Source organism: Burkholderia sp. E168m22 (assembly GCF_001319805.1).
Classification (GTDB): domain Bacteria; phylum Pseudomonadota; class Gammaproteobacteria; order Burkholderiales; family Burkholderiaceae; genus Burkholderia; species Burkholderia orbicola.
Genome location: NZ_BBSK01000046.1, coordinates 15,921 through 29,661 on the forward strand (window position 1 = coordinate 15,921; position 13,741 = coordinate 29,661).

Annotated in this window: 16 protein-coding genes; 11 read left to right on the plus strand and 5 right to left on the minus strand. The window is 66.5% G+C overall.

Translation table 11 applies throughout. From position 1 onward, the window contains the following. The first annotated feature begins 26 nt into the window (after positions 1-26). Positions 27-212, plus strand: a complete 186-nt coding sequence (locus AP428_RS12985) for a hypothetical protein (protein WP_006482800.1) — start codon at positions 27-29, stop codon at positions 210-212. 106 nt (positions 213-318) lie between these two features. Here the strand turns inward: AP428_RS12985 and mgrA are convergent, their stop codons facing one another. Further along, a complete protein-coding gene (gene mgrA / locus AP428_RS12990) occupies positions 319-1,362 on the minus strand; it encodes an L-glyceraldehyde 3-phosphate reductase (RefSeq protein WP_011546453.1) in 1,044 nt (347 codons plus the stop codon). A gap of 193 nt (positions 1,363-1,555) precedes the next feature. Between mgrA and AP428_RS12995 the strand changes: the two genes are divergently transcribed. Continuing rightward, positions 1,556-1,762, plus strand: a complete 207-nt coding sequence (locus AP428_RS12995; RefSeq protein WP_006477510.1) for a DUF3185 family protein — start codon at positions 1,556-1,558, stop codon at positions 1,760-1,762. 208 nt (positions 1,763-1,970) lie between these two features. Here the strand turns inward: AP428_RS12995 and AP428_RS13000 are convergent, their stop codons facing one another. Continuing rightward, positions 1,971-2,744, minus strand: a complete 774-nt coding sequence (locus AP428_RS13000; RefSeq protein WP_012329416.1) for a phytanoyl-CoA dioxygenase family protein — start codon at positions 2,742-2,744, stop codon at positions 1,971-1,973. 352 nt (positions 2,745-3,096) lie between these two features. On the opposite strand from AP428_RS13000, the gene AP428_RS13005 reads away from it, so the two are divergent. Beyond that, entirely contained in the window at positions 3,097-3,438 is a 342-nt protein-coding gene (locus AP428_RS13005; RefSeq protein WP_006477508.1) for a hypothetical protein, read from the plus strand. A gap of 110 nt (positions 3,439-3,548) precedes the next feature. On the opposite strand, the gene metK is transcribed toward AP428_RS13005, so the two are convergent. After that, positions 3,549-4,736: a methionine adenosyltransferase gene (gene metK, locus AP428_RS13010; RefSeq protein ID WP_011546455.1), complete on the minus strand. Its 1,188-nt coding sequence runs from the start codon at positions 4,734-4,736 to the stop codon at positions 3,549-3,551. A gap of 265 nt (positions 4,737-5,001) precedes the next feature. On the opposite strand from metK, the gene lpxL reads away from it, so the two are divergent. After that, positions 5,002-5,886: a lauroyl acyltransferase LpxL gene (lpxL, locus tag AP428_RS13015; protein ID WP_006477506.1), complete on the plus strand. Its 885-nt coding sequence runs from the start codon at positions 5,002-5,004 to the stop codon at positions 5,884-5,886. A gap of 27 nt (positions 5,887-5,913) precedes the next feature. Here the strand turns inward: lpxL and AP428_RS13020 are convergent, their stop codons facing one another. Continuing rightward, on the minus strand, positions 5,914-6,216 hold the full coding sequence (locus AP428_RS13020; protein ID WP_027806586.1) for a HigA family addiction module antitoxin: 303 nt from the start codon (positions 6,214-6,216) through the stop codon (positions 5,914-5,916). Positions 6,217-6,229: 13 nt separating this feature from the next. Continuing rightward, positions 6,230-6,508: a type II toxin-antitoxin system RelE/ParE family toxin gene (locus tag AP428_RS13025; RefSeq protein ID WP_006477504.1), complete on the minus strand. Its 279-nt coding sequence runs from the start codon at positions 6,506-6,508 to the stop codon at positions 6,230-6,232. Positions 6,509-6,919: 411 nt separating this feature from the next. Between AP428_RS13025 and dapF the strand changes: the two genes are divergently transcribed. The 7 genes from dapF to hslV all read left to right on the plus strand — a co-directional run bounded on the left by dapF (position 6,920) and on the right by hslV (position 13,741). Then, on the plus strand, positions 6,920-7,789 hold the full coding sequence (dapF, locus tag AP428_RS13030) for a diaminopimelate epimerase (RefSeq protein ID WP_054928161.1): 870 nt from the start codon (positions 6,920-6,922) through the stop codon (positions 7,787-7,789). A gap of 37 nt (positions 7,790-7,826) precedes the next feature. Next, a complete protein-coding gene (locus tag AP428_RS13035) occupies positions 7,827-8,552 on the plus strand; it encodes a DUF484 family protein (RefSeq protein ID WP_011546459.1) in 726 nt (241 codons plus the stop codon). A 13-nt stretch (positions 8,553-8,565) separates the two neighbouring features. Continuing rightward, positions 8,566-9,486: a tyrosine recombinase XerC gene (gene xerC / locus AP428_RS13040; RefSeq protein WP_023477636.1), complete on the plus strand. Its 921-nt coding sequence runs from the start codon at positions 8,566-8,568 to the stop codon at positions 9,484-9,486. Between the two features lie 76 nt (positions 9,487-9,562). After that, the gene (locus AP428_RS13045; RefSeq protein WP_011546461.1) at positions 9,563-10,777 is read left to right on the plus strand and encodes a class I SAM-dependent rRNA methyltransferase; all 1,215 of its coding nucleotides are present in this window, start codon (positions 9,563-9,565) and stop codon (positions 10,775-10,777) included. 191 nt (positions 10,778-10,968) lie between these two features. Next, positions 10,969-12,054 (plus strand): GTP-binding protein, encoded by a 1,086-nt coding sequence (locus AP428_RS13050; RefSeq protein WP_027811174.1) that lies wholly within the window; start codon positions 10,969-10,971, stop codon positions 12,052-12,054. A 496-nt stretch (positions 12,055-12,550) separates the two neighbouring features. Continuing rightward, a complete protein-coding gene (gene dksA, locus AP428_RS13055) occupies positions 12,551-12,967 on the plus strand; it encodes an RNA polymerase-binding protein DksA (protein WP_006477498.1) in 417 nt (138 codons plus the stop codon). Positions 12,968-13,204: 237 nt separating this feature from the next. Continuing rightward, a complete protein-coding gene (hslV, locus tag AP428_RS13060) occupies positions 13,205-13,741 on the plus strand; it encodes an ATP-dependent protease subunit HslV (protein WP_011546463.1) in 537 nt (178 codons plus the stop codon).

Consider the following 13,741-nt stretch of genomic DNA (forward strand, 5'->3'; position numbering starts at 1 on the left):
CACTTCGGTCGACACTGGAGACACGCATGACGACCTACTTCACGATCGGCGACTTCATCCTGTTGATTCCGATGGCGCTGGCCGGAGCGCTGTTTCTCGGCGCGGTGCCGTGCGCCACTCAATTCCGTCACAACCTGCTGCGCGTACTCGGCGTCATTCTCGGCGTCGGCGTCGCGGTATTGCTCGTTGAAGGCCTGCCTGCGCTGATCTAGCGCTGCCGGCCATGCGCGACGCGCATCGCTGCACCGCAGCGATGCGACGTACCGCGTGCGCGTCGGACCCGGCACGCGATGTTTCGCATGCCGTATCGACTTCCGCTCAGATCGCCTGATCGGTGGACGGCTTTTCCCACAAATTAATGCCGCCTTCGGTCGCGTAACGATCGATCTCCGCGAGTTCCTCCGCCGAGAATTCGAGGTTCTGCAACGCGCCGACGTTCTCGCGCACCTGCTCCGCCCGGCTCGCGCCGATCAGCGCGGACGTCACGCGGCCGTTACGCAGCACCCACGCCAGCGCCATCTGCGCCAGGCTCTGCCCACGCCGTTCGGCGATCGCGTTGAGCTTGCGCACATGCTCGAGGTTGTCCGCGCTCAGGTGATCCTCCTTCAGCGAGCCGCCGCCCGGCTTGTTCACGCGCGCGTCGGCCGGCACGCCGTTCAGGTACTTCGACGTGAGCAGGCCCTGCGCGAGCGGCGTGAACGCGATGCTGCCCGCGCCGACGTCGTCGAGGGTGCCGAGCAGGTCCTCTTCGATCCAGCGGTTCAGCATGTTGTACGACGGCTGGTGAATCAGCAGCGGCACCTTGTATTGCGCGAGCAGCGCGGCCATCTCGCGCGTCTTCGCGGCCGAATACGACGAAATGCCGATGTAGAGCGCCTTGCCCTGCTGCACGGCCGACGCCAGCGCGCCCGCCGTTTCCTCGAGCGGCGTATGCGCGTCGAAACGGTGCGAATAGAAGATGTCGACGTAGTCGAGCCCCATCCGCTGCAGGCTCTGGTCGAGACTCGCGAGCACGTACTTGCGCGACCCGCCGCCGCTGCCGTACGGGCCCGGCCACATGTCCCAGCCGGCCTTCGTCGAGATCAGCAGCTCGTCGCGATACGGGCGGAAATCCTCCTTCAGCAGCCGGCCGAAGTTGATCTCGGCGCTACCGTACGGCGGCCCGTAGTTGTTCGCGAGGTCGAAGTGGTTGATGCCGAGATCGAACGCGGTGCGCAGGATCTCGCGCTGCGTCGAGATCGGCGTCGAATCGCCGAAGTTGTGCCACAGGCCGAGCGACAGGGCGGGCAGTTTGAGCCCGGATTTGCCGCAAGTGCGGTATTGCATGCCGGCATAACGTTCGGAAGCTGCTTCGTAGGCCATGAGTCTGTTCCGTCAGGACATCGGGGAAAGGGACGCGCGCCGGCCGCGCCAATGACGCGACGGCGGCGAAGGAGTCATACGACGACTATGGTAGCGAAAGCGGCCGGATCACGCACGGCGGCGCGACGATGGACGCGACCGCGGCGCTCGCCTACACTGCGGCGTCTCGAATCACCGTTTCAGCGAGGTTGGTATGTCCCGGGTCATCTCGGTTGCACTGCTCGTCGGCGGCGTCGTGCTGCTGTATTTCGGCGGCCAGTCGTTCCATTCGATCAACGACAACGTGTCGCGCTTCTTCACCGGCTCGCCCGCGACGAAGACGATCCTGCTGATCGTCGGCGGCGCCGTCGCATCGTTCGTCGGCCTGATCGGCCTCGCGATGCCGGGCGGCAAGCGCTGATCGCATCGCAGCGCGACGCGCGCACGGCTCGCGATCGCATCGAGAGCGGCTCGGTCGACTATCCGGCCTATCGCAACCGGCTCGTCGTGCCGACATCACGCGCGCGAGCCGCGCCAAACGAAACGGGCGGCCAGGCCGCCCGTCGTTTCATTTGCCCGCGACGCACCGCATCGCGTGATCGCCGCGGCTTCGCCGGCCGCCGGTCGGCCTAGAACTGCACTTCCGGCTTCGACGCCGAGCGCGTGCCGGGCACCGGCCGGTTGCTTGCGCCGTGGTACGTGTACACGAGCGAGAACTTCACCTGGTCGGAACGGTTCTGCCCGGCCGAATGCAGCGTGTTGCTGTGGAAGAACACGACGTCGCCCGTCTGCAGCGACGGGCACGTCGCCGCGTCGATCATCCTGCGGTTCTCCGGCAGATCACTGCGGAAGAATTTCGCGTCATCGAACGCTTCCGGTCCGAATTCGGCCGTATGTGAACCCGGGACGAGCCACAGCGCGCCGTTCTCGTTGGTTTCCGGCCCGAGCGCGAGCCACACCGACACCATGTCCGGCCGCTCGAACGCCCAGTAGCGGAAATCGCGATGCCAGCCGGTCAGGCTGCCGTACGCCGGGTGCTTCGTCATCATGCAGTTGTGATGCGCACGCGACAGCACGGGCTCCTCGCCGAAATACGCACGCATCCACGCGCCGATTTCGGGCGCGATCGCGCGCTCGGCAAACGCCGGATCGCGCGAATACGCATCGAGCAGCCGTCGCACCGTATGCCCGCCCGGCGCATGCTTCGATTCGGGCGCGCCCGGGTAGCGCAGGTCGGCCTCGAACTCGATCGGCTCGGCGGCCTCCCGCAACTGGCGCTCCGCGATCTGCCGGAGCGCCGCGCACTGCGCTTCGCCGACGAGGCCGCGCGCGACGACGAAGCCGCGCTCGCGCAATTCCGCGACTTGCGCGCGGATCGATTCCGACTGCAATGGAGACGACATGGGATGCCAGACGTTTATTGTGTGAATGTGACGATTGTAAATCGGCGCCGGATACCGCGAACAGCACCATTGTCGTGCGCAGGGGCATGCCAATCGCGGATTTGATCCAGCGCAAGGGAACTGTGCGACGCGGCACCTGCCTGAGCGACAGGCGGTATACGGCACACGCCTTGCTGCACGAGGGTTTATCGCGACTTTTGCCGGTCACGAAACCCCTGTAGCCTGACGCGGCCTGTCAATTCTGGCGGGCGCGGCGCGCGACGGGTTTAGGTAAGATCCGTTGTGCCATCCGAGGCCGTTGATACCAGTGCGCTCTTCAGGGCGCCACCCATACAAGCGAAGCATCGTTCACATGCCATTCCGTCTGACTTCCCGTTTCAACCGCGCTGCGAAGCGCGTCGTGCCGTCCGCTCCTGCCCGCTCGCTGCGCCATCACCGCGCCCGCACGCAGGCGCTGGCAGAACGTACGCACACGCACAGCCGGCTGGACGGCATCCGTGCGTGGTTCCACGCGTTTTTCTCGATGATGAGCGCACAGGCGTTCGCCCGCCGCGCCGGCCTGCGTTCGCTGCTGCAGAAACCGTCGTCGCTGCGCGCGCTCGCGCTGCGCCGCAAGCTCGGCCCGCAGCGCCGCGTCAACCGCCCGCGCCGCCTCGCGGCGAGCAACGGCTGGTTCGGGTTCGGGGCGCGCTGAACGCGTCCCCGGCGGGCTTGGCCCGCACCCATCGCCGCCGTTGCCGCGGCGATCGACACCCATAAAAAACCCCGGCTAGGCCGGGGTTTTTCATTTCAGGCGAACGACGCTTACGCGACGCGTGCCGTCGGCTCCACGCCGGCCGCTTCGGCCAGCGCGAGCGCCTTGTCGGTCGCTTCCCACGAGAATTCCGGCTCTTCGCGGCCGAAGTGGCCGTAAGCCGCGGTCTTCTCGTAGATCGGACGCAGCAGGTCGAGCATCTTGATGATGCCCTTCGGACGCAGGTCGAAATGCTCGCGCACGAGCTTCGTGATCACCGCATCCGACACGCGGCCCGTGCCGAACGTGTTGACCATCACCGAAGTCGGCTCGGCCACGCCGATCGCGTACGACACCTGGATCAGCGCGCGCGACGCTAGGCCGGCGGCGACGATGTTCTTCGCGACGTAACGGCCGGCATACGCAGCCGAACGGTCGACCTTCGACGGATCCTTGCCCGAGAACGCGCCGCCGCCGTGCGGTGCGGCACCGCCGTAGGTATCGACGATGATCTTGCGGCCGGTCAGGCCACAATCGCCCTGCGGGCCGCCGATCACGAACCGGCCGGTCGGGTTCACGAGGAACTTGATGTCGCCCTTGATCAGCTCGGCCGGCAGCGTCGGCTTGATGATTTCCTCGATCACCGCTTCGCGCAGCGCGGGCAGCTCGATGTCCGGTGCGTGCTGCGTCGACAGCACGACGGTGTCGATCGAATCGGGCTTGCCGTCGACGTAGCGGACGGTGACCTGCGACTTCGCGTCCGGACGCAGCCATTGCAGGCGACCGTCGCGGCGCAGGCTGGCCTGGCGCTCGACGAGGCGGTGCGACAGGTAGATCGGCAGCGGCATCAGTTCCGGCGTTTCGTCGCACGCATAACCGAACATCAGGCCCTGGTCGCCCGCGCCTTGGTCGAGGTTGTCGTCGTGTGCACGATCGACGCCCTGCGCGATGTCCGGCGACTGCTTGTCGTACGCGACGAGCACCGCGCAACCCTTGTAGTCGATGCCGTAGTCGGTGTTGTCGTATCCGATGCGCTTGATCGTATCGCGCGCGATCTGGATGTAATCGATGTTGGCCGTCGTGGTGATTTCACCGGCCAGCACGACGAGACCCGTGTTGCACAGCGTTTCCGCTGCAACGCGGGAGTATTTGTCCTGCTCGAGGATGGCGTCGAGAATCGCGTCCGAGATTTGGTCCGCGACTTTGTCCGGATGGCCTTCGGAGACGGATTCGGACGTGAAGAGATAATCGTTTGCCACTTTTTCAGGCTCCTGTGTGGTTACGGTTGGTTTCACGTAGCCAGCTTCGTTGGGCCTGAAGCGGCGACGCTTTAGCGGATTACCAGGACCGGGCAGCGTGTGTCGCGCCAGCCGGCTTCGCCCCGCAAGTTGTCAGTTAACTCGGCGAAGCCCGTATTATAGCGGCTTTCCTGAATTGTCACAGAGCGCCGCCCGTGCTGCATCGTCCGCTGTCTTACCACCCTGTTCGCAACGTACCGGCCAGCCGGCCCTACGGAGATTCCGCATGCTAGGCCGCCTCGGCACGCACCTCGCCATCGGCTTGCTGAAGCTGCTCGCCCTGCTGCCGTACGGTCTGACCGCACGGTTCGGCGATGGCCTCGGCTGGCTGCTGTATCAGATCCCCAGCCGGCGAAAGCGCATCGTACATACGAATCTGAAACTCTGCTTCCCGGACTGGAGCGACGAACGGCGCGAGGAAGTGGCGGGCCGGCATTTCCGTCATGCGATCCGCAGCTACGTCGAGCGCAGCGTGCAATGGTTCGGCTCGGAGAAGAAGCTCGCGAAGCTGATCCAGGTCGACAGCGCGGTCGATCTCACCGATCCCGACCTGCCGCCGACGCTGTTCCTCGGCCTGCACTTCGTCGGCATCGAAGCCGGTTCGATCTGGCTGAACCGTTCGCTGCAGCGTCGCTGCGGATCGCTGTACCAGCCGTTCTCGAACGCGGTGCTCGAGGAAGAGGCGAAGAAGGCGCGCGGGCGCTTCGACGCCGAGATGGTCGGCCGCGCGGACAGCGCGCGCGTCGTGCTGCGCTGGCTGCGCGACCGCAAGCCGGTGATGCTCGGCGCGGACATGGACTACGGGCTGCGCAACTCGACGTTCGTCCCGTTCTTCGGCGTGCCGGCCTGCACGCTGACGGCCGTCGGCCGGCTCGCGAAGACGGGCCGCGCGCAGGTCGTGCCGTTCATCGGCGAGGTGCTGCCGAACTACAAGGGCTACCGTCTGAAGGTATTCAAGCCGTGGGATCACTACCCGACCGGCGACGACGATCTCGATGCGCGGCGGATGAACGCATTCCTCGAGGAACAGATTCCGCTGATGCCCGAGCAGTATTACTGGGTGCACAAGCGCTTCAAGACGCGCCCGCCGGGCGAGCCGAGCCTGTACTGACCTGCCGCGAGACATGCGGGCGCGCCGTCATGTGCGCACCTGTGCTCTTGCCACCTTCGGCGCGCCCTTTGCGCGCGCCTGCCACAGATCGTAGGCCGACTGCTGCGCGAGCCACAGATCGGCCCTTCCCCCGTTTTCCTCGCCGAGCCACGCTTCGAGCCGCAACGCCATTTCCGGCGAGATGCCGGCATGGCCGTGCAGGACCCGCGACAGTGCGGCACGGGTCACGCCAAGTTGCGACGCGGCCTCGGTGACGGTCAGACCGAGCGCCGGCAGCACGTCGTCGCGCAGCGTTTCGCCCGGATGGGGTGGATTGAAGATGCGGGTCATGGCTTGAATCACCTTAGTGGTAGTCCTGGTAATCGACCAGAACGACGTCGCGGCCCTCGAATCGGAATGTCAGCCGCCAGTTGCCGTTGACGCCGACGGCGTAATATCCGTCCAGCCCGCCAGCGAGGCCGTGAAAACGCCAGCCAGGCACATTCATGTCCTGCGGCGCGCCAGCGACATCGAGACGCGCCAGCATGCGCCGCAGCCGGGGCGCATGATCGGGCCGAATGCCCGCCTTGCTCCCGGTGACGAAAAACGCTTCCAGTCCCTTGTGTACCCATGACTTGATCATGGACCTCCCACACTCGAGCGCGACGTCGACAGCATGGCCCGAATGTGTATAGCCAGACTATACGAATCACTTGATTTCCTCGTCAATTTGACCCGTACGAAAACGCTCGTCCGGGTCGCCCATGCCTTCGTCGTGTATTCGGGCACGCACCGCCAGTGCCGCCTCCGCTACGCCCGCCACACCCTGCCAATTTGTCCGCTCGTCACGTACCCGACCAGTCGACCAATCGACAGATGCCGCCTGCCCGGCCCGCAGGAGCAACCTGAAGCACCGTCCCCGCGCAGGACGCCCCTGTCGGCTGCATGTATCATTTGCGGTTGAGATCAGCACGACGAACGACGCTGCCCCGGCATGGCCGCCGGCCGCCCGTGTCGTGCCGACCGCCTTGTTCGCCATGGAATTCCGGACCCAGTGAAACTCTCGTTCACCAAGATGCACGGCGCGGGCAACGACTTCGTCGTGCTCGACGGCTACTCGCGCGCGCTGCCGCCGCTCACCGAAGCGCAGGTGCGCGCACTCGCCAACCGCCACTTCGGCATCGGCGCCGACCAGTTGCTGCTGGTCGAGAAACCGACCGTCGACGGCGCGGATTTCAAGTACCGGATCTTCAATTGCGACGGCGGCGAGGTCGAGCACTGCGGCAACGGTGCGCGTTGCTTCGTGAAGTTCGTCAGCGACCGCGGCCTGACCGACAAGCGCAGCGTGCGCGTGCAGGTCATGAAGGGCCTGATCACGCTGACGTTGCAGGACAACGGCGAAGTCGTCGTCGACATGGGCGCGCCCGTGTTCGCGCCGGCGCAGGTGCCGTTCGATGCCGCGGGCCTCGACGGCCGCAAGGAAGGCAACGACACGCTGTGGCCGCTCGACGTGGGTGGCGCGACGCGCTGGATTTCGACGGTGTCGATGGGCAATCCGCACGCGGTGCAGGTCGTCGACGACGTCGAAGCGTATCCGGTGCTGGAAGAAGGCCCGCTGATCGAGCGCCATGCGCGCTTCCCGCAGCGCGTGAACGCCGGCTTCATGCAGATCGTGTCGCGCAACGAGGTGAAGCTGCGCGTGTACGAACGCGGCGCGGGCGAGACGCTCGCGTGCGGCACCGGCGCGTGCGCGGCGGTCGCGGCCGGCATCCGGCGCCGCCTGCTCGATTCGCCCGTGACCGTGCACACGCACGGCGGCACGCTGACGATCGGCTGGGACGGCGCGCGCGACGAAGCCGCCGCGCTGATGATGGCCGGCCCCGCCACGACCGTGTTCGAAGGCGAGATCGACCTGAACGCCTGACCCTGCAACGTCCCTGATAACTGAACGCTCCCGCCACATGAACGATCGCGAAGTCGCCGACTACCTGCTCGCCAACCCCGAATTCTTCGCGCAGCACGCCGAGCTGCTCGCGACGATCCGTCTCGCGAACCCGCACGGCAAGGCCGCGATCTCGCTGCAGGAACGGCAGATGGAGATGCTGCGCGACAAGAACAAGCATCTCGAGCGCCGGCTCGCCGAGCTCGTGCGCTACGGCCACGAGAACGACAGCCTGTCCGCGAAGTTCAGCCGCTGGACCGCGCGCGTGATCGCGGAACGCGATCCGTACGCGCTGCCGCGCACGATCGCCGACGGCATCGCCGACGTGTTCGACGTGCCGCAGACGGCGCTGCGCGTGTGGGACGTCGCCGACACCTACGCGCAAGCCGACTTCGCGCGCCAGGTCGGCGAGGAAGTGCGCCTGTTCACGAACGGCCTGTCGACGCCGTACTGCGGCGCGAACACCGGCTTCGAAGCCGCCCAGTGGCTCGCACCCGCGCTCGCCGCCCCGGCCGCGAACGCAGCGGAGGGCGCCGAAGCCGCGCCGGCCGGCGACGGCTCGGCCGCGTCGGTCGCGCTGCTCGCGCTGCGCGCGCCGCTCGCCGGCAGCGATGCACCCGCGTTCGGCCTGCTGGTCCTCGGTTCGCCCGATCCGCGCCGCTTCCACGACGGGATGGCCACCGACTTCCTCGCGCAGATCGCGACGCTCGCGAGCGCCGCGCTCACGCGCCTGCTGCCGCACTGATCCGCCGCACGCGATGACCGACGATCCGATCGCCGCCTACCTGTCGAACCTGAAGCACGTCAGGCAGCTGTCGGAACATACGCTGCGCGCGTACACGCACGAACTCGACGAACTGAAGAAGCTCGCGGCCGGCCGGCCGCTCGAAGCATTGACCGCCGCCGACATGCGCGGCGCGGTCGTGCGCGGGCACGCGGCCGGGCTGTCCGCGCGCTCGATCTCGCACCGCCTTTCCGCATGGCGTGCGTTCTATCGCTGGTTCGCGCAACGCGTCGAGATGCCCGCGAATCCCGTCGCCGGGGTACGCGCGCCCAAACGCGAGAAATCGCTGCCCAAGGCGCTGTCGGTCGACGATGCGGTCGCACTCATGGACGCGCCGCTCGCCGGCACGACCGAAAGCATCCGCGACCACGCGATCCTCGAGCTGTTCTATTCGTCGGGGCTGCGCCTCGCCGAACTGGTCGGGCTCGACGTCCGGTACACGCAGGCCGACGGCTACCGCTCGGCCGGCTGGCTCGATCTCGCCGAAGCCGAAGTCACCGTGCGCGGCAAGGGCAACAAGGAGCGCAAGGTGCCGGTCGGCAGCAAGGCGATCGACGCGCTGAACGCGTGGCTCGCGGTGCGCGGCGAATTCGTGAAGCACGATCCGCATCCGCTGTTCGTGTCGGTGCGCGGCAACCGGATGTCGCCGGGCGTCGTGCGCGAGCGCGTGAAGCGCGCGGCGCTCGCCGCCGGCATCCCCGCCAACGTCCACCCGCACGTGTTGCGCCACTCGTTCGCGACGCACGTGCTGCAGTCGAGCGGCGACCTGCGCGCGGTGCAGGAACTGCTCGGCCACGCGAGCGTCGCCGCGACGCAGATCTATACGTCGCTCGACTTCCAGCATCTCGCGAAGATTTACGACAGCGCGCATCCGCGCGCGAAGAAGCGCGACTGACGCGCGTCCCGTGTTACCCGCCACGCGCGGCGGCCGGCACCGGCCGGCGTCGCGCGCGGCCCATTTCGATCTCATCATGCAAACCGTCACCCTCAAGCCGTCCAAGGAAAAATCGCTGCTGCGCCGCCATCCGTGGATCTACGCCAATGCGATCGACCGCGTCGACGGCAAGCCCGCGCCCGGCGCGACCGTGCTCGTGCGCGCGCACGACGGCCGCTTCCTCGCCCGCGGCGCGTACAGCCCGCAGTCGCAGATCCGCGTGCGGGTATGGAGCTTCGACGAGCACGAGCCGATCGATCACGCGTTCTTCAAGCGCCGCGTGCAGCGCGCGGTCGCGCACCGCACGACGATGGTGTCGGGCACCGGCGCGGTGCGGCTCGTGTTCGGCGAAGCCGACGGGCTGCCGGGGCTGATCGTCGACTACTACGTTGCAGATACCGCCGAAGCCGGCGCGGCGCCGCGCGGCCAGTTGGTCTGCCAGTTCATGGCCGCGGGCGTCGAAGCGTGGAAGGACGCGATCGTCGCGGCGCTCACCGGCGCGACCGGCTGCCCGAACGTGTACGAGCGCTCGGACGTGTCGATCCGCGACAAGGAAGGGCTCGAACAGACGACCGGCGTGCTGGCCGGCGACGCGCCGCCCGCGACGCTGATCGCGAACGAAAACGGCGTGCGCTATCACGTCGACGTGCCGAACGGCCACAAGACGGGCTTCTACGTCGACCAGCGCGACAACCGCGCGCTCGTCGCGCAGTACGCGGCCGACCGCGACGTGCTGAACTGCTTCTGCTACACGGGCGGCTTCTCGCTCGCGGCGCTCAAGGGCGGCGCGAAACGCGTCGTGTCGATCGATTCGTCGGGCGACGCGCTCGCGCTCGCGCAGCAGAACGTCGTGGCCAACGGCTTCGACGCGGCACGCGCGACCTGGCTCGACGCCGATGCGTTCAAGACGCTGCGCCGCCTCGTCGACGAAGGCGAGCGTTTCGACCTGATCGTGCTCGATCCGCCGAAGTTCGCGCCGACCCGCGACAGCGTCGATCGCGCGGCGCGCGCGTACAAGGACATCAACCTGAGCGGTTTCAGGCTGCTGCGTCCGGGCGGCCTGCTGTTCACGTACTCGTGCTCGGGCGCGATCGACATGGACCTGTTCCAGAAGATCGTCGCGGGCGCCGCGGCCGACGCGAAGGTCGACGCACGCATCCTGAAGCGGCTCGGCGCGGGCGTCGATCATCCGCTGCTCGCCGCGTTCCCGGAAGGCGAATATCTGAAGGGCCTGCTGTTGCAAATCGTCTGATCGCCCCGATCTAGCGCGGACAACCGCGCCCGCCCTCCGTTGGCGGCGCAGCGCCCCCGCCTGTCGTTCGGACGACGGGCGGGGGCTTGACAGGTATGTTTCAATGGATGGTTGTGCGCCCCGGCTCGCAGCGCGAGGGCGCGACGCACATCCTGGTTTTGACCCCGATTCACGAACCACAGGCGACCGACATGGCCACTCCCGTCACCATCCTTACCGGCTTCCTCGGCAGCGGCAAGACGACGCTGCTCAAGCGCATCCTGAACGAACAGCACGGCATGAAGATCGCCGTGATCGAGAACGAGTTCGGCGAAGAGAACATCGACAACGAAATCCTCGTGCAGGATTCGAACGAGCAGATCATCCAGATGAGCAACGGCTGCATCTGCTGCACGATCCGCGGCGACCTCGCCCGCGCGCTCGGCGATCTGGCCGCGAAGAAGCGCGAGGGCAAGCTCGACTTCGACCGCATCGTGATCGAGACGACCGGCCTCGCGAACCCGGGCCCCGTCGCACAAACGTTCTTCATCGACAGCGAAATCGCCGACGACTTCCTGCTGGACGCGGTCATCACGCTGGTCGACGCGAAGCACGCGAACGCGCAGCTCGACGAACACGAGGTGGTGCAGCGCCAGGTCGGTTTCGCCGATCGCCTGTTCATCACGAAGTCGGATCTCGTCGACGACCAGACCGTCGCGGGCCTCAAGCACCGCCTGATGCACATGAACCCGAAGGCCGCGATCAAGGTCGTGAATTTCGGCGAAGCGGACATCAAGGAAATCTTCGACCTGCGCGGCTTCAACCTGAACGCGAAGCTCGAGATCGATCCCGATTTCCTCGCCGAGGACGATCACGCGCACGATCATCACGATCACGACCATGATCACGATCACGCGAATTGCGACCACGATCACGGCCAATGCGCGCACGATCACGACCACGGCCACCACCACCACAATCATCACCACGCGCACCACGACGACAAGATCAAGTCGTTCGTGTATCGCAACGACCGCCCGTTCGACCCGAACAAGCTGGAAGACTTCCTCGGCGGCATCCTGCAGATCTACGGCGAGCGGATGCTGCGCTACAAGGGCGTGCTGTACATGAAGGGCGTCGACCGCAAGGTCGTGTTCCAGGGCGTGCACCAGATGATGGGCAGCGACCTCGCGGCGAAGTGGCTGCCGGTCGAGAAGAAGACCAACAAGATGGTGTTCATCGGCGTCGACCTGCCGCAGGACCTGATCACCGACGGCCTCGACGCCTGCCTCGCCTGACCCGTGCGGGCGCCCGCCGTGCGCCCGCTGCCCGGCCGCCCGCACCGGCGGCCGCGGCGGTCGGGCGGCGCCTTTTCCGGGCAGGGTTTCGCCGTCATCGCTTTTTCGCGATTTGCGCGTTATATTTTCTAGATATTGGCGCAGCCGACGGGGATCGACCCGATACGGCGCCCGCTTGCGATTCAGTTACAATACGTGCCCGCTGGAGTACGGCAACAAACAGGCCCGGTTCTTGCTGAACCAGTTTTCCGGGCATCGCAACCGCGCCGGATCGCCAATCCGCCTCCCGGCCGCGGCCGATGCGATGTGCCGCGCAGCACACCGGTTCGCAGCGCGCGCAAATCCGCGCCAGGCCTATCCTGGTATTTGAGAACCGGTTTTCCAGAGGCTTTCGGCCCCGCGGCGGCAAATCGCAAGTGATTGCAAGCGCGGTTGCGGGTAATCCCAAAGTGCAGGCAATATCTCTCGATTTGCCGCACATTGAAGAAGCAAGCAGATGACGAAGAAACTCTTGACCGAAGCCGAAATCCTGAAGATGAGCGACAAGGATTACATGAATGAGGATCAGCTCGCCTTCTTCAAAAATCGGCTCGAACAGTTGCAGGCGGACATCCTCAAGAATGCAGGCCAGACGACCGAGAACCTGCGCGAGACGGTGATCGTCCCCGATCCCGCCGACCGCGCGACGATCGAGGAAGAGCACGCGCTCGAGCTGCGTACGCGTGATCGCGAACGCAAGCTCCTCAAGAAGGTTCAGCAGTCGCTCGCCCGCATCGACTCCGGCGATTACGGCTGGTGTGAGGAAACCGGCGAGCCGATCGGCATTCCGCGCCTGCTCGCGCGTCCGACCGCCACGCTGTCGCTCGAGGCGCAGGAACGCCGCGAGTTGCGCCAGAAGCTGTTCGGCGACTGATCGAGCGGCATTCCGCTCAAACACGCTGCTTCCCGAAAGCGCGCGGCCTGCCGCGCGCTTTTTGTTTTTCCGGCACCGGTTCCCGGCCGCCGGCCGATTTGCCTTCCCCTCTTGATATCCCGGCGCCCGCCCTAAAATGAAACGGACGCGCGCCGGGCCGCTCCCCGGCGCACTGCGGATTCACGCGGCGGCGCGTCGCGTCGCCCGACTCTTCCCCGTTTTTCTCAAGGAACGCAGATGGAGCAATTTCACGGCACGACCATCGTTTCGGTCCGGCGCGGCGACAAGGTCGCGCTCGGCGGCGACGGCCAGGTAACCCTCGGCAACATCGTCATGAAGGGTGGCGCGCGGAAAGTGCGGCGGATCTACAACAACCAGGTGCTGGTCGGATTCGCGGGCGGCACCGCCGATGCGTTCTCGCTCCTCGACCGCTTCGAGGCGAAGCTCGAGAAGCACCAGGGCAACCTGACCCGCGCGGCCGTCGAGCTCGCGAAGGACTGGCGCACCGACCGGATGCTGCGCCGCCTCGAGGCGATGCTGATCACGGCCGATGCCACCACCACGCTCGTCATCACCGGCAACGGCGACGTGCTCGATCCCGAAGGCGGCATCTGCGCGATCGGCTCGGGCGGCGCGTACGCGCAGGCCGCGGCCCGCGCGCTCGTCGAGAACACCGACCTGTCGCCGCGCGACATCGTCGAGAAGTCGCTCGGGATCGCGGGCGACATGTGCATCTACACGAACCACAACCGCATCATCGAAACGATCGAGTAA